General features: G+C 72.5%; 26 protein-coding genes. 12 read left to right on the top strand and 14 right to left on the bottom strand.

The window, feature by feature from the left end:
- The first annotated feature begins 71 nt into the window (after window positions 1–71).
- The gene (locus CF165_RS18250; RefSeq protein WP_093948741.1) at window positions 72–512 is read left to right on the top strand and encodes a DoxX family protein; all 441 of its coding nucleotides are present in this window, start codon (window positions 72–74) and stop codon (window positions 510–512) included.
- Between the two features lie 64 nt (window positions 513–576).
- On the opposite strand, the gene CF165_RS18245 is transcribed toward CF165_RS18250, so the two are convergent.
- On the bottom strand, window positions 577–1,287 hold the full coding sequence (locus CF165_RS18245) for a TIGR03089 family protein (protein ID WP_093948740.1): 711 nt from the start codon (window positions 1,285–1,287) through the stop codon (window positions 577–579).
- A gap of 108 nt (window positions 1,288–1,395) precedes the next feature.
- Here CF165_RS18245 and CF165_RS18240 point away from each other — a divergent pair, with 108 nt between their 5' ends.
- On the top strand, window positions 1,396–2,232 hold the full coding sequence (locus tag CF165_RS18240; protein ID WP_093948739.1) for an NmrA family NAD(P)-binding protein: 837 nt from the start codon (window positions 1,396–1,398) through the stop codon (window positions 2,230–2,232).
- Here CF165_RS18240 and CF165_RS18235 read toward each other — a convergent pair.
- Entirely contained in the window at window positions 2,225–3,490 is a 1,266-nt protein-coding gene (locus tag CF165_RS18235; protein WP_205660901.1) for an LCP family protein, read from the bottom strand. The genes CF165_RS18240 and CF165_RS18235 overlap by 8 nt on opposite strands.
- Before the next feature lie 37 nt (window positions 3,491–3,527).
- Entirely contained in the window at window positions 3,528–5,069 is a 1,542-nt protein-coding gene (locus CF165_RS18230; protein WP_093948738.1) for an LCP family protein, read from the bottom strand.
- A gap of 138 nt (window positions 5,070–5,207) precedes the next feature.
- On the opposite strand from CF165_RS18230, the gene rfbB reads away from it, so the two are divergent.
- Complete coding sequence (gene rfbB / locus CF165_RS18225; RefSeq protein WP_093948737.1) at window positions 5,208–6,197, top strand: dTDP-glucose 4,6-dehydratase; 990 nt, start codon at window positions 5,208–5,210, stop codon at window positions 6,195–6,197.
- Between the two features lie 5 nt (window positions 6,198–6,202).
- Window positions 6,203–7,096 carry a dTDP-4-dehydrorhamnose reductase gene (rfbD, locus tag CF165_RS18220; protein ID WP_093948736.1) on the top strand — a complete coding sequence of 298 codons (894 nt, stop codon included), beginning with the start codon at window positions 6,203–6,205 and terminating at the stop codon, window positions 7,094–7,096.
- 111 nt (window positions 7,097–7,207) lie between these two features.
- On the opposite strand, the gene CF165_RS18215 is transcribed toward rfbD, so the two are convergent.
- From CF165_RS18215 to CF165_RS18205, 3 genes are read right to left on the bottom strand one after another with little or no spacing between them, the layout of a single operon-like run.
- A complete protein-coding gene (locus tag CF165_RS18215) occupies window positions 7,208–8,293 on the bottom strand; it encodes a glycosyltransferase family 4 protein (protein WP_093948735.1) in 1,086 nt (361 codons plus the stop codon).
- The gene (locus CF165_RS18210; protein WP_093948734.1) at window positions 8,286–10,787 is read right to left on the bottom strand and encodes a glycosyltransferase; all 2,502 of its coding nucleotides are present in this window, start codon (window positions 10,785–10,787) and stop codon (window positions 8,286–8,288) included. Before CF165_RS18210 ends, CF165_RS18215 begins: the two co-directional genes overlap by 8 nt.
- 32 nt (window positions 10,788–10,819) lie before the next feature.
- Entirely contained in the window at window positions 10,820–11,755 is a 936-nt protein-coding gene (locus CF165_RS18205) for a glycosyltransferase family 2 protein (protein ID WP_205660900.1), read from the bottom strand.
- A gap of 9 nt (window positions 11,756–11,764) precedes the next feature.
- Between CF165_RS18205 and CF165_RS18200 the strand changes: the two genes are divergently transcribed.
- The 3 genes from CF165_RS18200 (at window position 11,765) to CF165_RS18190 (ending at window position 15,116) form a co-directional block, all read left to right on the top strand.
- A complete protein-coding gene (locus tag CF165_RS18200) occupies window positions 11,765–12,841 on the top strand; it encodes a glycosyltransferase family 4 protein (RefSeq protein WP_093948733.1) in 1,077 nt (358 codons plus the stop codon).
- Window positions 12,842–12,926: 85 nt separating this feature from the next.
- A complete protein-coding gene (locus CF165_RS18195) occupies window positions 12,927–14,057 on the top strand; it encodes a glycosyltransferase family 4 protein (RefSeq protein ID WP_093948732.1) in 1,131 nt (376 codons plus the stop codon).
- Between the two features lie 198 nt (window positions 14,058–14,255).
- A complete protein-coding gene (locus CF165_RS18190; RefSeq protein ID WP_205660899.1) occupies window positions 14,256–15,116 on the top strand; it encodes a glycosyltransferase family 2 protein in 861 nt (286 codons plus the stop codon).
- Here CF165_RS18190 and CF165_RS18185 read toward each other — a convergent pair.
- Window positions 15,113–15,565 (bottom strand): hypothetical protein, encoded by a 453-nt coding sequence (locus CF165_RS18185; RefSeq protein ID WP_093948731.1) that lies wholly within the window; start codon window positions 15,563–15,565, stop codon window positions 15,113–15,115. The two genes, CF165_RS18190 and CF165_RS18185, sit on opposite strands and share 4 nt — an antisense overlap.
- Before the next feature lie 141 nt (window positions 15,566–15,706).
- Here CF165_RS18185 and manB point away from each other — a divergent pair, with 141 nt between their 5' ends.
- Both manB and CF165_RS18175 read left to right on the top strand, forming a co-directional pair.
- A complete protein-coding gene (manB, locus tag CF165_RS18180; protein WP_093948730.1) occupies window positions 15,707–16,795 on the top strand; it encodes a mannose-1-phosphate guanylyltransferase in 1,089 nt (362 codons plus the stop codon).
- 3 nt (window positions 16,796–16,798) lie between these two features.
- Entirely contained in the window at window positions 16,799–17,695 is an 897-nt protein-coding gene (locus CF165_RS18175; RefSeq protein ID WP_093948729.1) for a DNA-3-methyladenine glycosylase family protein, read from the top strand.
- Window positions 17,696–17,812: 117 nt separating this feature from the next.
- On the opposite strand, the gene CF165_RS18170 is transcribed toward CF165_RS18175, so the two are convergent.
- Genes CF165_RS18170 through CF165_RS18145 form a run of 6 tightly spaced genes read right to left on the bottom strand, consistent with a single transcriptional unit; the run spans window position 17,813 to window position 22,226 of the window.
- Window positions 17,813–18,178: a GntR family transcriptional regulator gene (locus CF165_RS18170; protein ID WP_093948728.1), complete on the bottom strand. Its 366-nt coding sequence runs from the start codon at window positions 18,176–18,178 to the stop codon at window positions 17,813–17,815.
- Window positions 18,175–18,588, bottom strand: coding sequence for a hypothetical protein (locus CF165_RS18165; RefSeq protein WP_093948727.1), 414 nt, complete (start codon window positions 18,586–18,588; stop codon window positions 18,175–18,177). The genes CF165_RS18170 and CF165_RS18165 overlap by 4 nt, the downstream gene beginning before the upstream one ends.
- A 27-nt stretch (window positions 18,589–18,615) precedes the next feature.
- Entirely contained in the window at window positions 18,616–19,161 is a 546-nt protein-coding gene (locus CF165_RS18160; RefSeq protein ID WP_093948726.1) for an NUDIX hydrolase, read from the bottom strand.
- A complete protein-coding gene (locus tag CF165_RS18155) occupies window positions 19,158–20,552 on the bottom strand; it encodes a coenzyme F420-0:L-glutamate ligase (protein ID WP_093948725.1) in 1,395 nt (464 codons plus the stop codon). The genes CF165_RS18160 and CF165_RS18155 overlap by 4 nt, the downstream gene beginning before the upstream one ends.
- On the bottom strand, window positions 20,488–21,477 hold the full coding sequence (cofD, locus tag CF165_RS18150) for a 2-phospho-L-lactate transferase (RefSeq protein WP_093948988.1): 990 nt from the start codon (window positions 21,475–21,477) through the stop codon (window positions 20,488–20,490). The genes CF165_RS18155 and cofD overlap by 65 nt, the downstream gene beginning before the upstream one ends.
- Window positions 21,474–22,226: a GNAT family N-acetyltransferase gene (locus tag CF165_RS18145; RefSeq protein WP_093948724.1), complete on the bottom strand. Its 753-nt coding sequence runs from the start codon at window positions 22,224–22,226 to the stop codon at window positions 21,474–21,476. The genes cofD and CF165_RS18145 overlap by 4 nt, the downstream gene beginning before the upstream one ends.
- 59 nt (window positions 22,227–22,285) lie before the next feature.
- Between CF165_RS18145 and CF165_RS18140 the strand changes: the two genes are divergently transcribed.
- The 3 genes from CF165_RS18140 to dapC all read left to right on the top strand — a co-directional run bounded on the left by CF165_RS18140 (window position 22,286) and on the right by dapC (window position 23,992).
- Window positions 22,286–22,459: a hypothetical protein gene (locus CF165_RS18140; protein WP_093948723.1), complete on the top strand. Its 174-nt coding sequence runs from the start codon at window positions 22,286–22,288 to the stop codon at window positions 22,457–22,459.
- 124 nt (window positions 22,460–22,583) lie between these two features.
- The gene (fdxA, locus tag CF165_RS18135) at window positions 22,584–22,904 is read left to right on the top strand and encodes a ferredoxin (protein WP_003083029.1); all 321 of its coding nucleotides are present in this window, start codon (window positions 22,584–22,586) and stop codon (window positions 22,902–22,904) included.
- Complete coding sequence (gene dapC / locus CF165_RS18130) at window positions 22,901–23,992, top strand: succinyldiaminopimelate transaminase (protein WP_093948722.1); 1,092 nt, start codon at window positions 22,901–22,903, stop codon at window positions 23,990–23,992. The genes fdxA and dapC overlap by 4 nt, the downstream gene beginning before the upstream one ends.
- Here dapC and CF165_RS18125 read toward each other — a convergent pair.
- A complete protein-coding gene (locus CF165_RS18125) occupies window positions 23,986–24,630 on the bottom strand; it encodes a TetR/AcrR family transcriptional regulator (protein WP_093948721.1) in 645 nt (214 codons plus the stop codon). The two genes, dapC and CF165_RS18125, sit on opposite strands and share 7 nt — an antisense overlap.
- Window position 24,631 lies beyond the last annotated feature (1 nt).

Below are 24,631 nucleotides of genomic sequence, written 5' to 3'. Positions count from 1 at the left end.
GGTGTGGGTGCCCGGTGCCCTACTTTGGGTCGGGTCAGTTGAAATTTCACCTACCGGGGAGCTGAAACCGGATGTTCGGACGATTCAAGGACGTGGCCCTGTTGCTGGGGAGGATCGGCGTCGCGGTCGTCTTCCTCGCGCACGGGCTCCAGAAGTGGAACAACGGCATCAACGGCACGGCGAAGTTCTTCGAAATGACGGGCATCCCGCTGCCCACGGCCGCCGCGGTCTTCGCGATGACCGTCGAAATCCTCGGCTCCATCGCGTTCATCGTCGGCTTCCTGCTGCCGCTCGTCGGCCTCGGCTACGTCGTGATCTCGGTCGGCGCGCTGCTCTCGGTGCACATCGACAACGGCCTGACCGGCCAGGGCGGCTACGAGCTGGTCCTGGTGCTCGCGCTCGCCGGCCTCGCCCTCGGCTTCAACGGCGGCCGGCTCTCGCTCGACCACCTGCTGTGGGGCCGCAGGCGCGCCCGCCGCGACGTCGAGGCGGGCGAACTCCAGAACGCCTGACCCTCGTCGTGAGTGAGAAACAGGGTTAGAACCCTGTTTCTCACTCACGACCCGCGGCAGGTGCTTATGCCGGGAGGTCCGCCGTGGTGCGTTCGGCGTCGCGGCGGGCGGCCAGCTTCGCCGGGTCCGCGTTGCTCACGTGGACCAGGTGGGCGCCCGCGGCCAGGGGGACGAGCAGGCCGTCGAGGATGCCGTCGGGACCGGTCCAGTCCCGTGTGGACAGCACGCGGTCGTCCGCGGTGAGGCCCAGCTTCGCCGCGCGCGCCCTGGCTTCGGCCAGCATCTCGTCCACAGTGGACTCGAAGAGCGCGGCCGTCCCGCCGGGGATCCGGAAGAGCGGGCTGAACTGGTCGCCCGAGGCCCGTGACTCCGTCAGGTAGTCGAACGCGCCGCCGCCCGGCGGCTCGGCCAGCCCGCGGCCCATCGGGTCCAGCGTCACGACGGCGGTCGCCGCCGCGCCGGTCGGCTCCGGGTCGTCCGGCCCGACGAACGCCAGCCGCGCACCGGCGCCCTCGGTCACCACGCGTGCCCCGCACCACCAGGCCCCGAGCAGGACGCCGACGGTCTGCCAGTGCGCCGGGAGCTGCACGGCCACGGCGTCGCCCGGTTCGACGTCGAACTCCTCGGTCAGCCAGTTGGCCGTCTTGGCCGCCCAGTTGGCGGTCGTCGCCACGGACAGCTCGACGCGGCTGCCCAGCTGGTCGTCGTAGTGGGTGATCAACGGTTTGGCGGGCGAGGCCAGCAGCGGCCGCAGCAGCTCGTCGGTCAGGCTCATGCGGACAAGGCTAAGGCGCGGACCACGGGCTTCGCCGGTTGACACCGCATGATCGCCCCCAGTACGTTTGCTTTGAAAGCAAACGTATCTCGGAAGCTGGGGAACAGCATGACCATTCTTGTCACCGGGGCCACCGGACACGTCGGGCGCGCGGTGGTCGACGCGCTCGTCGCCGCAGGTCAGGACGTCCGTGCGTCGAGCCGTGACGCCGCGAAGCTCGACGTGCCGGACGGCGTCGCGAAGGTGAGCGCGGACCTGGAGGACGCCTCGACGCTGGACGCCGCGCTCGACGGCGTCTCCGCGGCCTTCCTGTACACGCGGCCGCAAGGGATCGAAGGGTTCGTGAAGGCGGCCGAAGCGGCCGGCGTGCGGCACGTCGTGCTGCTGTCGTCGGCCGCGACGCTCGAACCGGATTCCGCGCAGAGCCGGATCGCGGGGCTGCACCGCGCGGTCGAGCAGGCCTTGGCCGCGGCGTCGTTCGCTTCGACGGCGTTGAACCCGGGCGCCTTCGCGACGAACACGCTGGGCTGGCGCGCGGACATCGCGGAAGGAGTGGTCCGCACGGCGTACCCGGACTCGCGGATCGGGGCGATCCACGAGCGGGACATCGCCGACGTCGCGGCCCGGATCCTGATCGACGGCTCCCACGACGGGGAGTCGCTCGCGCTGACGGGCCCGGAGCCGATCTCGTTCCGCGAACAGGCCGAGGTGCTCGCCGACGTCCTCGGCCGGCCGTTGCGGGTCGAAGAACTGACGAAGGAGCAGGCGATCGAGCGCATGCTGGCGCTGGGCTGGCCGTCGGACGTGCCGGCGTCGGTCCTCGGGGCCTGGGCGCGCACGTTGCGGGAGCCGTCGCTGGTGACGGACCTGGTGCGCGAGGTGACGGGGAACGCGCCGCGGACCTTCCGGCAGTGGGCGGAGGACCACCGCGCCGACTTCAGTTGACGCAGGGGACTCCGGGGGAGTCCTGGAGCAGCGGCGCCGCTTCGGGGGCGGCGCCGCTGCCCGACCCGCCGCCGCCCGGGGCACCGGCCGCCGCCGAGGCCGTGCGTCCCGCCAGGCCCGCCACGAACTCGCGGACCGCCTTCGGATCGATCTGCACGATGCTCTGGCCGTCCTCGCTGCGGCCGTTGGCGGTGATCACCGGGATCGTCGCGAACGCCAGGTCACCTGAAGCGAGACCCTTCGCCTGCTGCGCGAACTGCAGCAGGTCGAGGCCCGGGTCCACGGTCAGCGACCGGTGCACCGCGTCCATCAGGCCGCCGAGCGTGCCGGGGCTGGCCAGCGTGCCCGCCGAGAGGACCTGGTGCAGCGCCGAGGACAGGAACGCCTGCTGCCGCACGATCCGGTCCAGGTCGCCGCGCGGCAGGTTCTTGCGCTGCCGGACGAACGACAGCGCTTCGCCGCCGGACACCGTCTGCTCGCCGCGGCGGAAGTTCGCCCCCGAGTCCTTGTCCTCGGTCGCGTGGTTCAGGCACACCCTGACCCCGCCGAGCGCCTCGGTCAGCAGGTAGAAGCCCAGCAGGTTGATCTCGGCGTAGTGGTCGATCCGCACCTGCGTCAGGTCCTGCACCGCCTGCACCAGGACGCGGCGGCCCTCGGTGTCGGAGTCGCGCTCGATCTTCGCCTGGTCGCGCTCGCCCTGCCCGCGCAACGCCTGCGCGAAGTGCGCCTTCGCGATGCCGTACGCCGAGTTGATCTTCGCCTGGCCCCGGCCGGGAATGGCCGTCCACGTGTCGCGCGGGATCGAGACCGCCGACGGCTTGCCGCCGTTCTTCGGCACCCGCAGCAGCATCACCGTGTCCGTGTTCACCGCGCCGTTGTTGGCCTCGGTGCGCAGCTGCCGCAGCATCTTCGCCGGCAGCGGGTTGCCCTGCGCGTCCGTCCGCGCGTCGCTGCCGACGAGCAGGATGTCGTCCGCGCCGTCGTCCGCGGGCGGCGGCGCGGGCTCGCCGGCCCGCGGCGTGAGCGCGTCGGTCGTCGGGACGGTGCTCTGCAGCTGGTCCTTGGTGACGTAGGCGTAGCCGCTGGCGCCGAGCGCGAGCAGGGACACCAGGCCGGCCGCGATCCGGCGGGTCACCCGGCCGGCGCGCCGCGTCCGTGAATAAGGCACGTGCGGAATCGGCGACGGCTTCCCCTCGGGATCGTCGCTCTGCGTCACCGTCTCGGTGGCCGCCTCCGGCTCTTCCTGCTCGTCTTCCACGCTGGTTTACCTCCCCCGACCACCCTGCGTACGCAGTCTAGTTGACGCAGGGCACGTCGCCCGCCGTGATCGGCGGCGCGGCGGGGGCGGTGGCCGCGGGCGGCGAAGACGGTTTCGCGGCCGTGGACGTCGGCGCGCCACCCGGCCCGGCGGCCGAGCTCCGGAAGTCCTTGCCCAGCAGGACGCGCACGTGCCCGGCGGTCACGTCCCGGTCCGGCTCGGCCTGGACCGTGGTGCCCAGGGCCTGCTTGACCAGGTCCAGCGCGGTGCCGTCGGCCGGGTTGTAGCGGACCACGGTGGTGTTGCGGGTGCTCAGCCGCTGGTCGGCGGCCAGCGTGAAGCCCTTGCCCTGCAGCATCGTGTGCGTCTGGCCGGCCAGCGTCGACGAGCCCGAGCCGTCGAACAGCTCGATCGTGACGGCCTTCGCGCCGGGCAGCTGGGCGGGGGTCGACGGCGCCGACGCTGGGGTGTCACCGTCCGACGTCAGCCGCGCCACCTCCGCCGCCACCTGGGCCGGGTCGACGCGCAGCACGTCGGCGCCGCCGATGTTCGCGTTGCCGAGGGTGGGGATGGTGTGGAACTCGATGTTGCCGCCGGTCAGCCCGCGCATCTGCTCGGCGAACTCCGTCAGGTCCCAGCCCTGGGACAGCACGACGGACTTCTTCACGGCCGACACGAGGTCGGCGATCTTCACCGGGCTGGTGAGCACGTCGGTCGAGAGCACCTTGCGGGCCAGGCCGGAGAGGAACGCCTGCTGCCGGGCGATCCGGTCGAGGTCGTAGTTGGGCAGGCCGTAGCGCTGGCGGACGAACGCGAGCGCCTGCACGCCTTCGATCGTCTGGCGCCCGCCCGGCAGGTCGACACCGGACTTCGTCTCCTTGACCGGCCCCTTGAGACAGACCTCGACGCCGCCGATCGACTTGGTGATCTCGTAGAAGCTCGCCAGGTTGACCTCGGCGTAGCGGTCGATCATGCCCGGCTTGCCGATGAACTTCTCGAGCGTGGCGATCAGGTTCTTCCGCCCGGCGACCTTCGCCTGCGCGTCGGCCTCCTTCAGGTCGGTCATGCCCTGGCGTTGCAACGCCCGGTAAGTGTCCGTGTACGCGTAGACGAACGCGCTGTTGAGCTTGTGCTTGCCGAAGCCGCCGGTCAGCTCCACCCAGGAGTCGCGGGGGAACGAGATCGCGATCGCGTGCTTCCCGTTCTGGGGGATGTGCACGAGGATCATCGTGTCGGTGTTCAGCTCGCCGTCGGAGACGCCGGCGTGCAGCATGTCCAGCACTTCGCGGGGCAGCGGGTTGCCCTGCGCGTCGGTGCGGCTGTCCTGGCCCACCAGGAGGATGTCGATCGCGCCGTCGAGCGGTTTCGCGTGCGCCTCGGTGTCGGCGAAGACGTTCGTCGTGGTGAGCCCGGTGTTCGGGTCGCCGATGAAGTTCCAGCCGTACCAGGTCACGGCCAGGATGGCGACCGACAGCGCGGAAACCAGGATCTTGCCGCTGCGGCGCGCGAAGGTCGCGCCGCCGTGGCCGGTGTCCTGCCTGCGGCGCGCCGGGACGGTCGGCGCAGCCTCTTCGGTCACGCGCTTCCTCCCCTGTGAACCCGGTGCTTCCCCCAGCACACCCACGTGCGTCCACCATGACTCTACTGAGACTGGTGTGGGACCTCCGTAGGCTGGGGGGCGAACGGCCCCGCCCGGGGCGTGAGGAAAGGCGGGATTATGCGGGTGCTGGTCACCGGTGGTGCGGGCTTCATCGGGTCGCACTACGTCCGGCAGGTGCTGACCGGCGCGTACCCGGCGCTGGACGACGCCGAGGTGGTCGTGCTGGACAAACTCACCTACGCGGGCAACGAAGCCAACCTGGCGCCGGTCGCCGCCGACCCGCGGCTGAAGTTCGTCCGCGGCGACATCTGCGACACCGCGCTGGTCGCCGACGTGATGCGCGGCGTGGACCTGGTCGTGCACTTCGCCGCCGAGTCGCATGTGGACCGTTCGATCCTCGGCGCCGCCGACTTCGTGCTGACGAACGTCCTCGGCACGCAGAACCTGCTGCAGGCGGCGCACGAGGCGGGGGTCGGCAAGTTCGTGCACGTGTCCACCGACGAGGTGTACGGCTCGATCGAGCACGGATCGTGGACGGAAGACCACGTGCTGGAGCCGAACTCGCCGTACTCGGCGTCGAAGGCGTCGTCCGACCTGGTGGCGCGCTCGTTCTTCCGCACCCACGGGCTGCCGGTGTGCATCACGCGGTGCTCCAACAACTACGGTCCGTACCAGTTCCCGGAAAAGGTCATCCCGCTGTTCGTCACCAACCTGCTCGACGGGCGGAAGGTGCCGCTCTACGGCGACGGGCTCAACGTCCGTGACTGGCTGCACGTGGACGACCACTGCCACGGCATCCAGCTGGTCGCCGAGTCGGGCCGCCCCGGCGAGATCTACAACATCGGCGGCGGCACCGAGCTGACCAACCGTTCGTTGACGGAGAAGCTGCTCGAGGCGGTCGGCGCGGGCTGGGACAGCGTCGAGCCGGTCGAGGACCGCAAGGGCCACGACCGCCGGTACTCGGTGGATATCACCAAGATCAGCGAGGAGCTGGGGTACGCTCCGCGCGTGTCCTTCGAGGACGGTCTGGCCGCGACAGTGGCCTGGTACACGGACAATCGCGCGTGGTGGGAACCCCTGGCCGGGCGGGCCGCGCTCAAGAAGTAGAGGAAGTGCCTGTGCGGCTGACGGTGCTCGTGCCCGGGGGTTCCGGGCAGCTCGGCCGGGACATCGCCGCGCTGGCGTCCCCGTCGGTGGACGTCGTGGCTCCGGGTTCGGCCGAACTGGACGTCACCATGACGGGGCAGGTGCTGGCGTCGGTCGGCGCACTGGCCGACCGGGCGCGGGAAACGGGTTCGGCGCCGGTGGTGATCAACGCGGCGGCGTACACGGCGGTCGACGCGGCGGAGACCGACGAGGAACGCGCGTTCGCGGTCAACGCCGACGGGCCGCGCGTGCTCGCGGCGGCGTGCGCGTCCCGGCGGGTGCCGCTGATCCACGTGTCCACGGACTACGTGTTTCCCGGTGACGCATCTTCGCCGTACGAGCCGTCCGACGAGCTGGGGCCGCGTTCGGCGTACGGCCGCACGAAGGCGGCCGGCGAGGACGCGGTGCTGGGGTCCGGCGCGTCGTCGTGGGTGGTGCGGACCTCGTGGCTGTACGGCAAGTCGGGGCCGAACTTCGTGAAGACCATGGCGAAGCTGGAGTCCACTCGCGAAACCGTGTCCGTTGTGGACGATCAGGTCGGTGGTCCTACGTGGACCGCCGACCTCGCCGCGGGCCTGCTGGAGCTGGCTTCCCGCGTCGCCGCCGGGGACGGCCCGGAGCGGCGGATCCTGCACTGCACGAACGCGGGCGCGGTGAGCTGGTGCGGCTTCGCCCGTGCCGTCTTCACCCACCTCGGCGCGGACCCGGCCCGGGTCAAGCCGTGCACGACGGCGGAGTTCCCCCGCCCGGCCGCCCGCCCGGCGTACTCGGTGCTGTCGCCGAACTCGTGGCGCGAAGCCTGGCTGACCCCGCTCCGCCCGTGGGACGAGGCTTTGGCCGCCTACTTCGCCGCCGAATAGGCCCAGACTCAAGCGCCCCAATGTGGCGTTCGGTGCGTCCAACGCACCGAACGCCACATTGGGTGCGTCCAACGCAACCAACGCCACATTGGGGCGCTCGGGGAGCGGCGGTCAGTGGCGGCCGGAGGCGAGCCGGTAGGCGCCGACCGTGAGTTCGGCGCACGTGCGCCAGGTGAAGTTCGCCGCGTGGGCGCGCCGGGTCGCCGACGTCGAGACCGCGTGCGGGTCCGTCACCGCCGTGCGCAGCGCCTCCGCCAGGCCGTCCACGTCGCCGTACGGGACCAGGCTCGCGCACTCGCCCGCCACCTCGCGCAGGGCGGGAATGTCCGTGCACACCACCGGGACGTCCGAGGCCATCGCTTCCAGCACCGGCAGCCCGAAACCCTCGTCGCGCGAAGGCAGCACCAGCGCCGACGCCCCGGCCACCACCGTCCGCAGGTCCACATCGGACAGATAACCGGTCTGGAACCGCCGGGGCCCCCGGGGGAACGGGCCCGGTCCGGCGAACACCAGGTCCGGCAGGTCCGGTGCGGCCTCGTGGGCGCGGGCCAGCCAGTCCAGGCCCTTCCGCGGCCCCGCCGCCCCGGCGAACAGCAGGTAGCGGGACGGCAGTCCCAGCCGCGCCCGCCGCTCGTCGTCCGGCGGGCGCGCGGTGAACCACGCCGGGTTCACGCCCAGCGGCGTCACGACGATCTTGTCGCGGTCGACGTCCAGCCGGGTCGCCACCGCGTCGGCCACCGCGGCCGTGGGCGTGCAGATGACGTTCGCCCGGTGCGCGCCGCGGAGCACCAGCCGCGGCAGGTCGCGGTCGCTCGGCGCCAGTTCCTCGGGATTGTCGAAGAAGGCCAGGTCGTGGATCGTCACGACGCCGGCGGCGCGGAACCGGCCCGGCAGCACGAAGTTCGTGCCGTGCACGACGTCGGTCGGGCCGGCGAACAGCTCCACCGGCGGGAAGTCCGAGCGCACCCACGCCATCCGCAGCAGCCGCGCCGCGACCGGTATCCCGCGGGCCTGCGCGCCGTACGGCAGCACGTGCCGCAGCCGCCGCCAGCCGCGCAGTGTGAACGCCACCGCGCGCGTGTCCACTTCGGGGATCGAGACCAGCTCTTCGCTCAGCGCGGCCGTGTACCGGCCGATCCCGGTGCGCGCGCCGAGGAGCGGGGTGCCGTCGAGGAGAACGCGCAGTGACCTAGCCACGGCGCAACCGCTGCTTCGCAACCTTCAACGCCCGGCCGCCCACGCGCCGCGCCAGCTCGCCGGGTCCGCCCGCCGCGAGGTACTCGCGGACCAGGTCGACGTCCCGCCGCAGCAGCTCCCGGCCGCGCACCGCCGGCGTCTTCACCAGGTCCGCCGACCCGGGCAGCCGGTCGGCCGCCGGCCGCGGGTCGCGGCAGAACCCGACCAGCGGCTTCAGCGCTTCCGGCCACGTGTACCGCTGCGCGACGACGGCGATCCGCTCGACGCAGCCCGCGGCGAACTCCTCGTCGTACAACGCCTTTTCGAGCGCGTCGGCCAGGGCGGCCGGGTCCTCGGCCGGGACCACCACACCGAGCCGCTCGACCCGCACCAGGTCGGCGAAGGCGTCGCCGTCGGTGGTGACGATCGGCAGCCCGGCCCACAGGTAGTCGAGGACGCGGGTGCGGAACGCGAACGTCGTCTCGACGTGCTCGTAGTGCGTCGTGACGCCGCAGTTCGCGTCGAGCAGCCAGTTCTGGCGCTCGTGGTAGGGCACCCACTGCTCGTTGAAGTAGACGTGCTTGCCGGTCAGCCCCAGCGAGTCCGCCAGGCGGATCGTCCGCGCGCCGATGTCCATCTCGGCGACCTCGGGGTTCGGGTGCTTCATGCCGAGGAACACGAGCCGGACGTCGCCGCGGTTCCGGCGCAGCCGGTCGATGGCGCGGACCAGCGTCAACGGGTCGAACCAGCTGTACACGCCGCCCGCCCACAGCACGACGTGGTCGGTGCCGCCGATGCCCAGCGACGACCGCAGGCCCGGCCCGGTGCGGACCGGCGGCTCCGGCGAAAGCCCGAAGGGGACGACCGCGAGCAGCGACTGGGTCGTCGGGTCGGCGTCGTACAGGCGTGGCGAAAGCCGGCCCATCGCGGCCAGGTGCCCGAGCCAGAAGTGCCGCTGCCGCTCGGACGCGCAGAGGAAGAAGTCGCCGCGTTCGAGCTGCGCGTCCAGGACGCGGGTGACGCCGGCGAGGTCGGCCGCGCGCTTGTCGTCGGCGACGCCCTTGCCCTGCTCCAGCAGCTCGAGGTGCATCGGGTCGTAGAGGTCGGCGACGACGATCTTGCCGCTGTGCTCCTTCTTCAGCGACGGCGCCAGCTCGAGCACGTGGCCCTGCAGGACGACGATGTCGGCCCAGGCGATCGGCGCCTCCAGCTCGCGGTGCTTGCCCGCGCTGACCCGGAACGGCGACGGCGGCGGCGTGGCGAGGGGGTTGGTGGTGACGAGGTGGACGTCGTGTTCGGCGGACAGCGCGAGGGCGATGTTCCAGGCGCGGATCGCCGGGCCCGCCATCCGCTCGGTGAGCGCGTCGCCGGTGATCACGAGGATCTTCCGGCGCTGCCCGAAGGCCTTTTCGATGCCGAACGCCTCGACGAGGATGTCGTGCGCGGCGAGGTAGCGCGGGAGCGGGTAGGCCGGCTCCAACGCCTTGCGCAGCAAGGGAAGCAGGTCGGCGTCGGTCCGGACGCGGGCGGCCTGCTCGACCGCCCGGGACTCGGCCAGCGACGGCAGCTGCTCGACGAACTGGTCGATGGCGAGCAGCCCGGCCAGCGTGGTCCGCGGGACGGCGACGTCGCCGGACTCGATCGGGCCGACGCCTTGTTCGAGGTCCAGCTGGGTGGCGTCCAGCTCGCCGCGGGCGGTGGCGCGGCGCACGGCCAGGGCGAGCGCCGCGGGCAGCGCGCGGGCCAGGGTCTCGTCGGAGAGGTTCTTGTACAGCGCGGCCAGGGCGTTGCGCTCCAGGAGGAACGTCTCGCGCCCGGTCTCCGGCGCGTCGACCGCGGCCATCGTGCCGTGGTGGCGGTGGAAGGCCACCGACTCCGGGACGTACCGGACGCGCCAGCCGCGGAGGTTGAGCCGCCAGCCGAAGTCGACGTCCTCGTAGAACATGAAGAACCGCTCGTCGAAGCCGCCCAGCTCGGCGAAGACCGAAGCCCGGACGAACATCGCCGAGCCGGTGCCGAACAGGACGTCCTTCGCGACCTCGTGCTCGGCCGCCGGGACGTCGGCCAGCGGCAGGCCCGCGTGGCGCTTGTAGCCCATGCCGAACCAGGTCAGGCCGCCGTCGACGAAGTCGGTGCCGGTGCCGTCCCAGTCGAGGACCTTGCTCGCCACGGCGGCGACGCGGGGCTGCGCGCGCAGCTCGGCGACGGCGGTCGAGACCCAGCCGGGCGCCGGGCGGGCGTCGTTGTTGAGGAAGCCGAGGACCGTGCCCTTCGCGTGCTTCGCGCCGAGGTTGCAGCCACCGGCGAACCCGAGGTTGCGCCCGGCCTCGATCACGCGGGCCTGGGGGACGGCTTCGCGGAGGCGTGCGGCCTCGTCGGAGTTGTCGACGCAGATCAGCTCGAGCTCGGGGTAGTCGTGCTCGGCGAGCGCGCGCAAGCAGGTGATCGTGTCGTCGGCGCCGCGGTAGTTGACCACGATCACCGAGACCAGCGGTTGCGGTTCCCCCTGCGCCAAAGCCAGCTCCTAGCGGTCGGTAGGCGCCAAGCTTAAAGGCCCGCCCATGCCTCCCAGACCGCGCCTCGGCCGAGTGCCGCGCGACGGGTGATCACGCGGCGGGCGAGCAACGTCGCAGGTAGCCGCGCGGCCACTTCGGCCAGCACGCGGCAGCGCAGGCCGAACCGGAAGTTCACCGCCGTTCCGCGGCCGGGCCGCAGCGGCAGCACCGCGGTCAGGACGGCGAACTTGACCAGTTGCCGCACCGCGACGTCGAGCGGTGCGCAGCGCAGCAGCATGAGCAGGCGGTTGCGCTCGTTCCAACGGTGGAACAGCGCCGAACCCAGTTCGCTGCTGACGCCGTGGGCGTGCCGGACGCGGGCGCCGGGCGCCGCGACGACGTCCCACCCGGCCAGCCGCAGCCGCCAAGCCGTATCGGTGTCTTCGTAATAACAGAAAAACCGCGCGGGGACGCCGCCGACGGCACGCAGGGCGTCGGCGCGCAGCAGGGCCGCGCCGCCGCAGAAGCCGAACACCTCGCCGGCGGGCTCGGTGACGTCGGCGCCGTGGCCGTCGGCCGTCAGCCGCACGCCGGCGGACTGCGTGGTGCCGTCGGGCCGCACGAGCAGCGCGGTCGCGGCGGCGGCCAGCGGGGCCTTTTCGAGGGCGTCTTCCAGCGTGGCCAGCCAATCCGGCGCCGGCTCGGCGTCGTCGTTCAGCCAAGCCATCAGCGGGGTCCGGACCATTTCGAGCGCGGCCGCGAGCGCGCCCGCGTAGCCGGTGTTGCGGGTCAGGCGGACTACTTGCGGGTGCGAAGGATGGGCCGCGAGCAGGGCGGCGGTGCCGTCGTCGGAGGCGTTGTCCACCACGAGCGTCCGATGTGGACGCGTCTGCGCGGCGAGCGCGTCGAGGCAGGCCGTGACGTGGCCGGCACCCCGCCAGGTCACGACTACCACCGTGGTGGCGGGATTCGCGGTCACGTCCCGCACAATAGCCGCGTGCCCGAACTGGTCGTGCTCGCCGAGCAGCTCCTCGCGCCCGTGCCCGGCGGCACTGGGCGCTACACGGCCGAGCTGCTCCCCGCCCTCGCGAAGTCCGCGCCGCCGGGCTGGACGGTGTCCAGCGCCGTCGCGCGGCACGCCGACGTCAGCGCGGCCAGGGTGGACGGCGTCGAGGGTCCCCGGGTGCTGCGGATCCCGCCGCGGGCGCTGGTCGCCGCGTGGCAGCTGGGCCTGCGCTGGTGGCCGGGCGGCGACGCGGTGCACGCGCCGACACCCTTCGCGCCGCCGCGTGCCCCGGCCGGGCGGACGCTGAGCGTGACTGTCCACGACACCGTGCCGTGGACCCACCCCGAGACGCTGACCGCGCGCGGGGTGAGCTGGCACCGGTCGATGATCGCGCGGGCCGCGCGCCGCGCGTCCGGGCTGGTCGTGCCGACGCGGGCGGTCGCCGACGAGCTGGCGGTGCTCATCGACGTCGACGTCCCGGTGCGCGTGGTGCCGCACGGCGTGCGCGTTCCTTCGGGATCGGCCGAGCTGGACCTGCCGGGGGAGTACGTGCTGGCGGTCGGGACGATCGAGCCGCGCAAGGGGATCGACGTGCTGGTCGACGCGGTCGTGGCGCTGGAAGGCACGGTGCTCGTGCTGGCCGGGCAGCCGGGCTGGGGCGGCGTCGACCCGGTCGCGCTGGCGGCCGAGCGCGGGCTGCCCGCCGACCGGCTGCGGATGCTGGGGAAGGTGTCGGACGCCGAGCTGGCGACCGTGCTGCGCCGGGCGAGCGTGCTGGCGGTGCCGAGCCTCGCCGAGGGGTTCGGGCTGGGCCTGCTGGAGGCGATGGCGGCGGGGGTGCCGGTCGTGCACACCGACGTCCCGGCGCTGGCCGAGGTGGCGGGCGGGGCCGGCGTCATGGTGCCGCGGGGGGACGCCGCGGCGCTGGCTTCCGCGCTGCGCGAGGTGCTCGGTTCGCCGTCGAGGGCGGCGGAGCTGGTCAAGGCGGGACGGGAGCGGGCCCGGGCCTTCACCTGGCGCCGCGCCGCGGAGGCCGTGTGGGCGATCCACCGGCGCGCGCACGACTGAGCGGCCCACCCGGCCCGGTTTGCCAGTTCCCCACCATGACGCAGGGTCGCCGCCGTACCCTGCAGGGGTGAGCGATGACCCCCGGGTGCTGATCGACGCGACCGCGGTTCCCGCGGACCGCGGCGGCGTCGGCCGGTACGTGGATTCGCTCGTCGCCGCCCTCGACGCGGACGGGGCCCGGATCACCGTCGTCTGCCAGCCGCGGGACCTGGGGCTTTACGATCGGCTGGCGCCGCGCTCGCGCGTCGTGCCCGCGTCGCCGACGACGACCACCCGCACCGCGCGGCTGACCTGGGAACAGGCGACGCTGCCGCGGCTGGCGCGCCGCCTCGGCGCGGACGTCGTCCACTCGCCGCACTACACGATGCCCCTGGCGACGTCGGCGGCGTCGGTGGTCACGCTGCACGACGCGACGTTCTTCACCGACGCCGTCCTGCACTCGTCGGTCAAGGCCCGCTTCTTCCGGGCGTGGACCTCGACGGCACTCCGGCGGGCGACGCTGTGCGTGGTCCCTTCGGCGGCGACGGCCGCGGAGCTGGCCCGGGTCGCTCCGGTACGGCACGCTTCGCTGGAAGTGATTCACCACGGCGTCGACAGCGAGCGCTTCCACCCGCCGTCCCCTTCGGAGGTCGCGGCGGCCCGCGCGGCCATCGGCCTGGGGCGGACACCGTACGTGGCCTTCCTGGGGGCGCTGGAGCCCCGCAAGAACGTGCCGGCGTTGATCCGCGGTTTCGCCAGGGCGGTGGCGGGCCAACGGGACGCGCCGGCGTTGGTGCTGGCCGGCCAGCCGGGCTGGGACACGCAGGTCGAGCGGGCCCTGGACGCGGTCCCGCACCGGCTGCGCGTGATCCGTGCCGGGTACCTGCCGTTCGGGACGCTGGCGGGGTTCCTCGGCGGCGCTTCGCTCGTCGCCTACCCATCGCTGGGCGAGGGTTTCGGGCTGCCGGTCCTGGAGGCGATGGCGTGCGGCGCGTGCGTGCTGACGACGCGCAGGCTGTCGTTGCCGGAGGTCGGCGGCGACGCGGTGGCGTACTGCGGAGTCGGAGCGGGCGACGTCGCGGCGGCGATCAGCGAGCTCCTGGCGGACCCTTCGCGCCGGGCCGAGCTGGCCACGGCGGCCCAGCAGCGCGCGAAGGAGTTCTCGTGGGCGACGACCGCGGAGCGGCACCGGGAGGCGTACGCCAAGGCCTGGTCCCGCCACCTCCGCACCCGCTGAACCGTGACCCGACGGTCGACACGCGTGATTGAAGGGTCGACTCGCGTGATTGGAGGGTCGACACGGCCGCGACCGGCCTCGCGCGGTGTGTCGACCTCTCAATCACGCGTGTCGACTTCCTGATCACGCGTGCCGGCGCTTCTGTCACGGGCCGCGGGGTGGTGGGGTTGCCCTGCGTGACGAGTGGACAATGGCCGGGTGACTGAGCACTCCCGCTATGGCGACGATGTCGGCGTCGTGACCGTGACCTACTTCTCCGAGGACACCATCGAGAAGTTCCTCGACACCCTCGAGAAGGCCACCGAGCGCGAGGTCAAGGTGGTCGTCGCGGACAACGCGTCCGTCGAGGGGGCCCTTGAGCAGATCACCGCCGACCGGAAGAACGTCCAGCTGCTCAGCATCGGGGAGAACCTCGGCTACGGGACCGCCGCCAACCGGGGTGTCGCCGAGCTCGAGGACTCCTACGGCTGGGTCGTCGTCGTCAACCCGGACCTCGAATGGGAGCCCGGGTCGCTCGACGCGCTCCTCGAAGTCACCCAGCGGTGGCCGCGCGGGGGTGCCTTCGGGCCGCTGATCCACGATCTCGACGGCACCGTCTACCCCTCGGCGCGGCTGCTGCCCTCGTTCGGGCGCGGGATCGGGCACGCCGTCTTCGGGAAGGTCTGGCCCGGCAACCCCTGGACGAAGCAGTACCGGCAGGAGACCGGCACCCCGGTCGAGCGCGTCTCGGGCTGGCTGTCCGGCTCTTGCCAGCTGTTCCGCCGGGAGGCGTTCGACTCCGTCGGCGGCTTCGACACGCGCTACTTCATGTACTTCGAGGACGTCGACCTCGGCGACCGGCTGGCGAAGGCGGGCTGGCTGAACGTCTACGCGCCGTCCTCGCGGGTCACGCACGAAGGCGGGCACTCGACGTCGCAGGCTTCGGAGAAGATGCTCAAGGCGCACCACGACAGCGCTTACCGTTACCTCGCCGACCGCCACCAGGGCCTCCTGTGGAAGCCGGTGCTGGCCGCGACGAAGCTCGGCCTCGCGCTGCGGGTGAAGCTGGAGACCCGCTAGATCCCGTCGAGCCGGCGCGAAAGGTCGGACTTGCCGTTGTTCTGCGTCACCGTCGGCACCAGGCCGGTGTCCTCCGGATCGGGCTCCTTCAACGGGCTCGTGATGGGCTCGGCCTGGGGACGGCGGGACAGCGGGGCGGTCACCTGCGGTGACGGCCCCGGCGTGCTCAGCGGCGTGGTCTGCTGCGGGCGGCGGCCGCCCGGCACCTCCAGCCGCCGCGTCGGCGCCGAGCCGGCCAGCGGGTGGTCGTTCTCCTCGATCAGCGACGCCGGCAGCTGCGTCGTCGTGTCGGGATCACTGCTGCGGTCCAGCCCGTCGATCTGCGCTCGCGGGATCTGCTGGGTGTTCGACGAGTCCATCGGTGACGTCGCGCTGTCGGGTGTCACCACGAACGCACCGCGCGCCTGGGCTCGTGCGAGCAGGGCGTCCGCCCGATCGCGGGGGTCCATCCCCTCGGCCTCCCGACTGACCCGGGGCCCTCTGGGGAAAGGCCCGCCTGTTTCCTGTCTAGGGTAGGCCCTCGGGGCGACCTCCGTCAGGGTTTCCCACGGCTTGTCGCTCAGCGGTGCGTGATAAAAGAGGAGATTTCCGTGACGTCCGAGGTCCGAAGCGACGCTGTCGACGCCGTCGTGCTGGTCGGGGGCAAGGGCACGCGCCTCCGGCCGTTGACCCTGTCGGCGCCGAAGCCGATGCTCCCCACAGCCGGGACCCCCTATCTGAGCCACCTGTTCTCCCGCATCCGCGAGGCCGGGATCCGGCACGTCGTGCTGGGCACGAGCTACCGGGCGGAGGTGTTCGAGGAGTACTTCGGCGACGGCAAGTCGATCGGCCTGGACCTCGAGTACGTCGTCGAGGAGGAGCCGCTCGACACCGCGGGCGCCATCCGGAACGTGTACGACAAGCTGCGCGCCGACCACGTGATCGTCTTCAATGGCGACATCATCTCCGGCTCCGACCTCGGCGAGCAGCTGCGCTTGCACCGCGAGTCCGAGGCCGACGTCACACTGCACCTCCAGCGCGTCCCGGACCCGAGCCGGTTCGGTTCGGTGCCGACCGACGAGACCGGCCGCGTCCAGGCGTTCCTCGAGAAGACGCCGAACCCGCCGACCGACCAGATCAACGCCGGCTGCTACGTCTTCCGCCGCCCGGTGATCGAGGCAATCCCGACGGGACGCCGCGTGTCGGTGGAGCGGGAGACGTTCCCGCAGCTGCTGGAGCAGGGCGCGCACATCCAGGGGTTCGTGGACGCCTCCTACTGGCTGGACGTCGGCACGCCGGAAGCGTTCGTGCGCGGCTCCGCCGACCTGGTGCGGGGCGTGGCGCCGACGTCGGCGCTGCCCGGCCGTCCCGGCGAGTTCCTGGTGCTCGACGGCGCGTCCGTGGCCGAGGACGCCCAGCTGTCCGGCGGTTCGACGATCGGCGTCGCGGCCGTGGTCGGCTCGCGTGCGAAGATCCACGGCTCGGTGCTGTTCGACGGCGCCGCCGTGTCGGAGGGCGCGGTGGTCGAGCACTCGGTGCTCGGGCACGGCGCGCGCGTCGGCGCCGGCGCGGTGCTGCGGGGCGTGGTGCTGGGCGACGGCGTGTCCGTAGGGGCCGGCTGCGAGCTCCTCGAAGGCGCCCGCGTCTGGCCGGATGTCGTGCTGCCCGACGGTTCCGTCCGGTTTTCGAGCGACGCCTAGCCGATGTTCTGGCGTCCCGCGTTCGAGGTCGACCTGGGCCGGGTCCTGGGTCCGCTGAAGCGCGGCCGCGGGTCGCTCAACATCCTCACCGACGAGCGCGGCATCACCTGGCTGGCGTCCAACACGCCCGACGGCCCCGGCACGCTGGCGCTGCGCCGCCACCCGGACGGCCGCATCGAGGCCGCGGCCTGGGGCGAGGCGAAGGACCGGCTGCTCACCGGGGTGCCCGCGTTGCTCGGCGCCAACGACGACGACTCGGGGTTCGTCGCGCACCACGACGTCGTCGCGCGGGCCCGGCGGGCGAACCCCGGCCTGCGGCTCGGCGCGACCGGGGTGGTGTGGGACTGGCTGGTGCTCGCCGTGCTGGAGCAGAAGGTCGCGGGCAAGGAGGCGATCCGCTCGTGGGCGGAGCTGTGCCGCCGGTTCGGCTCGCGCGCACCCGGTCCGGCGCCCGAGCGGCTGCGGGTGCCGCCGACACCGGTGGCGCTGCGGTCGCTGCCGGACTGGCACTGGCACCGCGCGGGCGTCGACATCAAGCGCCGGACGGCCCTGCTCAACGCCGCCCGCGTCGCGCCCCACCTGGAACGCGCGGTCGAGCTGGGCGGGCTCGAGGGACGCCACTGGTTGCGCCAGGTCCCGGGCATCGGGGTGTGGACGGCGGCGGAGATCGCCCAGCGCGCCTGGGGCGACCCGGACGCGGTGAGCTTCGGCGACTACAACATCCCGTCGATGGTCGGGAACGCCGTGCTGGGCACCGCACTGGATGACGCGGGGATGGCCGAGCTGCTGGCGCCGTACGCGCCGCAACGGCAGCGAGCGGTGCGCTACCTCGAGGCGGCCGGGCACACGCGCCCGCGGTTCGGCCCGCGGATCGAACTGCGCGACTACCGCGCCATGTGAGAAGTTCCGTCGCCGCCTGGACGGGACCGGCTCGGCGTAGTGAATGACTCATTCATGGCGCCGGACGACAGGAATGAGTCATTCACGTCGTCGCGCTACTGCGGACCCCCCCGAGCATCAAGCGTTCCCCTCGTCGAGTGCGGCGCGGACGATCGACAGCGCCTCGGCGTCGTCGAGGCCGAGCCTGCGGGTGGTCTTCGCGTACTCGGCCGCGGCCTGCTGGGCGCGGCGGCGGCTCTGGTCGCCGGAGGCCGCGACGAAGCTGCCCGCGCGCCCGCGGGTTTCGATCAGTCCCGCTTCCTCGAGTTCGCGGTACGCCCGCGCGACCGTGTTCGGGGCGATGCCGAGGTCGACCGCGAGCTGCCGGACCGTGGGCAGCTTGGTGCCCACGGCCAGGCTCCGGTCGTTGATCCGCGTCGCGAGCCCGGACCGGACCTGCTCGAACGGCGGCACCGGCGAGCTGCTGTCGAAGGGGATGATCACCAGCTCTGCGGACCCGCTCCCGGACCCGGCGACGGCTGTTGGTAGGGCCCCTGCGGCGCGTACTGCTGCTGCGGCATCGGTTGCGAGGGCGGATAGCCGGGTTGCTGCGGCATCGGCTGCGAAGGCGGATATCCCGGCTGCTGCGGGAAACCCTGCTGCGGCGCAGGCGCGAATCCGGCCTGCTGCGGCGCGAAACCCTGCTGCTGGGGCGGGAAGCCCGGCGCCGGCGGGAACTGCCCGCTGTTCTTCATCGCCTCTTCCCGGCGCATCTTCGACACCCGCACCGCCACCACGATCACGAACACGATGATCGCCAGGATGAGCAGGCCGACGACGATGTAGCCGAACACCCCGTCGCCGCCGCCGCTGCTGGTGTGGATGTGCACCCGCTCGGGGAACTGCGTAGCCATGTGGTCCCTCCCTGTCCGCGATCCAGGCTAGTGCCCGGCACCGACAGGAATCGCCGCTTTCATCAGATCGGCCAGATCTTCGGAGCCCGCCGGGAGGGCGTCCGCCGGCCACCACCGCAGGTCGTCGGACTCCGCACTCCGCACCGGCGAAGCTCCCGGCGGGGCGTGCACCGCGAACCGGACGTCGAAGTGCCGCGTCGGCACGCCCAGCGAGCACGTGATCGGGTGGACGTCCAGGTGCACCGGCTCGGCGGCGATCCGCAGCCCGGCCATGCCGGACTCTTCGGTGGCCTCCCGCAGCGCGGCTTCGGCCAGCGACGCATCGGACGGCTCACAGTGGCCGCCGAGCTGCAGCCACCGCCCGACCCGCGGGTGCAGCGTGAGCAGTACCCGCGTGCCGGTGTGGTCCAGCACCACCGCCGACGCCGTCAGGTGCCCGGCCGCGCAGGACCGCTGACAACTGTCCTCCCGAGCGGCCAGGAACCCGAGGAACGCCTGCCGCAGCGACTCCTGGGACGCGATAGCGGGCCGCCACGCGGAAAGCGTCGCGACGGCCTTCGCGTGCAGGCTCACAGCTCCAGCAGCCCTTCGCCGGGCGAGACCGCACCACGCGGGGGCGGCGATTCCAGCGGCACCCCGATCGCGACCGAGCCCAGCGGCTGCCAGCGTTCGTCGAGGCCCAGGACGTCCCGCACGAGGTCCGCGGCGAAGATCGTCGACCCGATCCAGCACGAACCCAGGCCCTCGGCCGCCAGCGCGACCAGCAGACCCTGCACCGCGGCGCCGCCGGCGACGGTGAACATCGTCTTCTCGCAGTCGTTGCGGCGGTCGTCGCGGTAGGTGTGCGCGCCGTCCGGCACCAGGAACGGGATGACGACTTCGGGGGCGCGGTACAGGATGTCGCCGCGGCTGAGCCGTTTCGCGATCTGTTCCTCGGTGAAGTCGTCGCCGGACAGGTCGGCCCGCCACGACTCGCGCATCGCGTCCAGGAGCTGCTTGCGCGTCCCGCCGTCGCGCAGCCAGACGAACCGCACGGGGTGGGTGTGGTGCGGGGCGGGCGCGGTCAGCGCCGCCCCCACCGCGCGCCGCATGGCGGCCGGGTCCACGGGCTCGTCCGCGAACTGCCGCACGGAACGCCGGGCCGGGACGGCTTCCCGGCGGCCCTGGGCGATGGCTTCGTCGGTGCCGAGCCGGAAGAGGTCCTCTTCCAGCGGCCGGACGAGCGAACGCGCCGTCGAGCCGTCGTCGAAGATGTCGAGCCCGCGGACGACCGCGACCGGCGTCCCGCCCAGCTTGCCCTTGACCAGGTCGGCGGCCGCGGCCAGCTCGTCGGCGACGGCGACCTCGGTGACGGCCAGCTCGTTGCCCTGCCCGTCTACCTGCCCGCGGTAGGCGTGCAGCACGCGCAGCCCGGACGCGCCGATCGCGGCGTCGGTCTGCCCGACACGCCAGGCGCGGCCCATGGTGTCCGTGACCAGGACCGCCACCTCGACGCCGAGCCGCTCCCGCAGGCCGTTGCGCAGGGCCAGCGCGGACGCGTCCGGGTCGGCGGGCAGCAGCGCGACCTCGTCACCGGCCACATTGGACGCGTCGATCCCGGACGCGGCCTGCACGATCCCGAGGTGGTTCTGGGTGATCACCGTCCGCGCGATCCGCGCGACGACCCGCACGGCCTCCTGCTCGACGAGCTTCCGGCGCTCGGCGTCGCGGACCTCGGGGTCCGACGGCACGCGCACGAGCCTGCCTTCGGCCTTCGAGACGATCTTGCTGGTCACGACCAGGACGTCGCCGGAGCGCAGCCAGGGCGCGGCGGCCACGATCGCGCCGGTCAGGTCGTCGCCCGGGCGGAACTCCGGCAGCCCGGTGACGGGCAGGATCTCCAGTTTCGGCGAAGCGTGGTCAGTCAACAGGGGCTCCAGCCAGTTCGAGGGCGGTGCGGGCCATCGCCGCGGTCGCGTCCACATCGGACATCAGCAGCGGGACGTCCCGGACGGTCACACCCGGCACGTCCGCGGTCTCGCCCTCGGCGATCAGCCAGCCGTCGAGCACGCCGCCGTCCTTGCGCGAGCCGTAGTGGCGGCCCACGGCCTCCGCGGACGTCTCGACGCCGATCGCGGTCAGGCACGCGTCGGCCATGCCGCGCACCGCCTTCCCGCCGATGATCGGCGACACCCCGACGACACCAGCGGACGTCTTGCGGAGCGCGTCCCGGACCCCCGGCACGCCCAGCACGGTGCCCACCGAGACGACCGGGTTCGACGGCGCGAACAGCACCGCGTCGGCGTCCTTGATCGCTTCGAGCACGCCCGGCGCGGGCTTGGCCTCGTCGTTGCCGACCGCGACGATCGAGTGCGCCTTCGGCTCGGCCCGGTAGCGCACCCACCACTCCTGGAAGTGGATGGCCTTCTGCTGGCCGTCCTGCTCCGGGTCGTCGATGACGACGTGCGTCTCGACGCGGTCGTCGGACATCGGCAGCAGCCGGACGCCGGGCTGCCAGCGGTCGCACAGGGCCTCGGTCACCGCCGACAGCGGGTAGCCCGCGCGCAGCATCCGCGACCGGATCAGGTGGGTGGCGATGTCCTTGTCGCCGAGGCCGAACCAGCTCGGCTCGGCGCCGTAGGCGGCCAGCTCCTCCTTGACGACCCAGGTCTCGCCCGAGTGCCCCCAGCCGCGTTCGGAGTCGATCCCGCCGCCCAGGGTGTACATGCAGGTGTCCAGGTCGGGACAGATCCGCAGCCCGTGCATCCAGACGTCGTCGCCGGTGTTGACCAGCGCCGTCACCTCGTGCTCCGAGTCCCCGGAACCTTCCGCCGGCATGCCCAGCGCTGCCTTGACACCCAGCAGGAAACGGGCCCCGCCCACTCCGCCGACCACTACCACGATCTTCACGACGTCGAATCCTCGCACGAGCCGGGTGCGGGCACCCAGTACCGGTATCTGTGGTGCGGGGCGTAGCCGAGCCCCGCGTAGAGCGCGAGCGCGCCCGCATTGCCCTCCGCGACTTCCAACACCGCGCGGTCCGCCCCGTGTTCCGCGCCCCACGTGTGGACCGCGGCCATCAGCGCGGACGCGAGCCCCCGGCGGCGGAAGGCGGGGGAGACCTCCAGGCGGCCGACGTGCAGCCAGCCGTCCACGACGGCGCCGCGGACGGCACCGGCGGTGACGCCGTCGAGCGTCGCGATGCCGTAGCCGACCTGCCCGCCGGTCATGACGGCCCGCGCGGCGGGAGAGTCTTCGTCCGGGGCCAGGGTGAACTCCCACCAGCCCGGCGACGGCTCGTCGAGCACGACCACGCCCGGGACCGCGGGGGCGGTCGTCAGCGGAGCCGTCAGCACGACGACCTCGTGGCCGCGCCGGTGCTTCTTCGCCTCCACCCAGCCCTCGGCCGCGATCGCGCGCTCGGTCGGGCTGTCCCGGACCACCTGCGCCATCGGGGTGATCCCCCGATCGTGGGCGAAGTCACACACCGTCCGCAGTGCCTCCGGCACGGGGCGGCCGGCGTCGCCGACGGCGAGAACGCTGTTCGCCCGGCCGGTGAAGCCGTCCGCCCAGCGCAGGCGCCACTCGCCCAGGTGTTCCACGACCGGCGGTGGCCAGGCTCGGCTGCAGGCGACCAGGAGCGTTTCGGGTGCGTTCACGGCTAGATTGTGCCTAAGACGGTGAAAGACGCGGAGCGGATTTCGGCAGGAGGCTGGCCGTGGGTATCCAGCGCAAGGACGAGCGGCACAACGAGAAGCTCGTCGACGAGATCGCCGAGGGGTTCAACCGGGCCGTCGGGGAGAAGAAAACCGAGGACGAGGCGCCCAAGCCGCGGTTCGTCATCACCGGCGACGCCCGGGCGACCCCGCCCCCGCGCCGCCGGCAGAGGTGAGTGCCATACCCGGAGTATGGCTAAGGCTTGCCTCACCAACCGAACGGGTGCCCGAACCGCGTAGTGTCGGCACCGACTGGCTGTTTGCAGAGACTGTCTTTGCAGAGATATGCGGGAGTGCGCAGTGACCTACGTGATCGCCGAGCCCTGCGTCGACGTGCTCGACAAGGCGTGTATCGACGAGTGCCCCGTGGACTGCATCTACGAGGGCGAGCGGATGCTGTACATCCACCCGGACGAGTGCGTCGACTGCGGCGCCTGCGAGCCGGTCTGCCCGGTCGAGGCGATCTACTACGAGGACGACGTCCCGGACAACTGGTCGGACTACACCAAAGCCAACGTCGACTTCTTCGACGAGCTGGGCTCGCCCGGCGGCGCGTCCAAGGTGGGCAAGACCGCGCACGACCCGGCGTTCATCAAGGCGCTGCCGCCGCAGGGCGAATGAGCCGCGTCGCCCTGCCCGACTTCCCCTGGGATTCGCTCGCCGAGGTCAAGGCCACCGCGCAGGCGCATCCCGGTGGGGTCGTCGATCTCTCCATCGGCACCCCGGTCGACCCGGTCCCGGCCGGCATCCGTGACGCGCTCGCGTCGGTCTCGGAGATCCCCGGGTACCCGACCACGCACGGCACCCCGGCGCTGCGCGCGGCGGCCATCGCCGCGCTCGGCCGCCGGCACGGCGTCACCGGCCTCGAGCCGGACGCCGTGCTCCCGACGATCGGGTCGAAGGAAGCCGTGGCCTGGCTGCCGCGGCTGCTCGGCTTCGGTCCCGGTGACGTCGTCGTCATCCCGGAGCTGGCCTACCCGACGTACGAGGTCGGGGTGCTGCTGGCGGGCGCGTCGATCCTGCGGGCCGACGGCCTGACCGCGCTGGGCCCGCAGAAGCCGGCGATGATCTGGCTGAACTCGCCGTCCAACCCGACCGGCAAGGTGCTGCCGGTCGAGCACCTGCGCAAGGTCGTCGAGTGGGCGCGCGAACGCGACGTCGTCGTGGTCTCCGACGAGTGCTACCTGGCGCTCGGCTGGGAGACCGAACCGCTGTCGATCCTGCACCCGGACGTCTGCGACGGCCGGACCGACGGGCTGATCGCCGTGCACTCGCTGTCGAAGTCGGCGAACCTGGCCAGCTACCGCGCCGGGTTCCTGACCGGTGACCCCCGGCTGATCAAGCAGCTGCTGGAGATCCGCAAGCACGCGGGCATGATCGTGCCGCGCCCGGTCCAGGAGGCGATGGTCGCCGCCCTGACCGACGACGAGGCACTGGCGGCCCAGCGCGAGCGCTACGCCCGCCGCCGGCTCGCCCTGCGGAAGGCGTTCGGGGACAACGGGTTCCGCATCGACCACTCCGAAGCGGGCCTGTACCTCTGGGCGACGCGGGACGAAGACGCGCAGACCACGCTCGCCTGGCTCGCCGAACGCGGGATCCTCGTCGCGCCGGGCACGTTCTACGGCCCGAAGGGCGGCAAGCACGTCCGGGTCGCGCTGACCGCGACGGACGAGCGCGTCGACGCCGCCGTGGAGCGCTTGACTCAGTAGTCGCGGCCGGTCAAGCCCCGGTAGACGAACCGGGTGAGCATCTCGATCGCTTCTTCGTCGGTCGGCGGCGTCCAGTCCGGTGGCGAGCCGTGCAGCCACGACGCCGCGAACGAGTCGACGAGGTTGTAGATGAGCATGCCGCAGTGGTCGGGGGCCGCCGGCAGGCTCAGGCCGGCGCGGGTGATGTGCGCGAAGTGGTCGTCGAGGTCGGCGGCCTGCGTCGCGCCGAACTTCGCCACCGTGCGGGCGAACGATTCGCTGACCATCGCCGCCTGGCGCAGGGCCAGCATGGTCGCGGCGTTCTCCCGGTAGAAGGTCCAGTACTGCCTGATGTGCCAGCGCACGGCCGCCGGGTCGCTGAAGTCGGCCAGGTGGTCTTCACTGTCCGCGCTCTCGTCGCCTGACGCGGCGATGTCCTGGAGCAGGGCTTCCAGGAGCTCTTCCTTGCCCGCGAAGTGGTTGTAGAACGACCCCGCGGCCCGGCCCGCCTCGGCGGTGATGTCGGTGATCTTCGTGTTCAAGTAGCCCTTCCGGGCGAAGACGCGCTTGGCCGCGGCCTTGAGCGCGCTCTCGGTCTCCGCGGCCTTCTCCTTGCGGTTCACCGTCACCTCCTTGACACGGGACGCTAGCAGCGCCATT

It is taken from the genome of Amycolatopsis vastitatis, assembly GCF_002234595.1.
GTDB lineage: Bacteria > Actinomycetota > Actinomycetes > Mycobacteriales > Pseudonocardiaceae > Amycolatopsis > Amycolatopsis vastitatis.
This window is presented reverse-complemented; position numbering and strand designations above follow the sequence as displayed.

What these genes read in the sequence shown, in the direction of transcription:
- CF165_RS18250 (WP_093948741.1), top strand. Translation starts at nt 72, where the DNA reads ATGTTCGGACGATTCAAGGACGTGGCCCTGTTGCTGGGGAGGATCGGC.
- CF165_RS18245 (WP_093948740.1), bottom strand. Translation starts at nt 1,287, where the DNA reads ATGAGCCTGACCGACGAGCTGCTGCGGCCGCTGCTGGCCTCGCCCGCC.
- CF165_RS18240 (WP_093948739.1), top strand. Translation starts at nt 1,396, where the DNA reads ATGACCATTCTTGTCACCGGGGCCACCGGACACGTCGGGCGCGCGGTG.
- rfbB (WP_093948737.1), top strand. Translation starts at nt 5,208, where the DNA reads ATGCGGGTGCTGGTCACCGGTGGTGCGGGCTTCATCGGGTCGCACTAC.
- CF165_RS18185 (WP_093948731.1), bottom strand. Translation starts at nt 15,565, where the DNA reads ATGGACCCCCGCGATCGGGCGGACGCCCTGCTCGCACGAGCCCAGGCG.
- CF165_RS18175 (WP_093948729.1), top strand. Translation starts at nt 16,799, where the DNA reads ATGTTCTGGCGTCCCGCGTTCGAGGTCGACCTGGGCCGGGTCCTGGGT.
- CF165_RS18165 (WP_093948727.1), bottom strand. Translation starts at nt 18,588, where the DNA reads ATGGCTACGCAGTTCCCCGAGCGGGTGCACATCCACACCAGCAGCGGC.
- CF165_RS18155 (WP_093948725.1), bottom strand. Translation starts at nt 20,552, where the DNA reads ATGTGGACGCGACCGCGGCGATGGCCCGCACCGCCCTCGAACTGGCTG.
- dapC (WP_093948722.1), top strand. Translation starts at nt 22,901, where the DNA reads ATGAGCCGCGTCGCCCTGCCCGACTTCCCCTGGGATTCGCTCGCCGAG.
- CF165_RS18125 (WP_093948721.1), bottom strand. Translation starts at nt 24,630, where the DNA reads ATGGCGCTGCTAGCGTCCCGTGTCAAGGAGGTGACGGTGAACCGCAAG.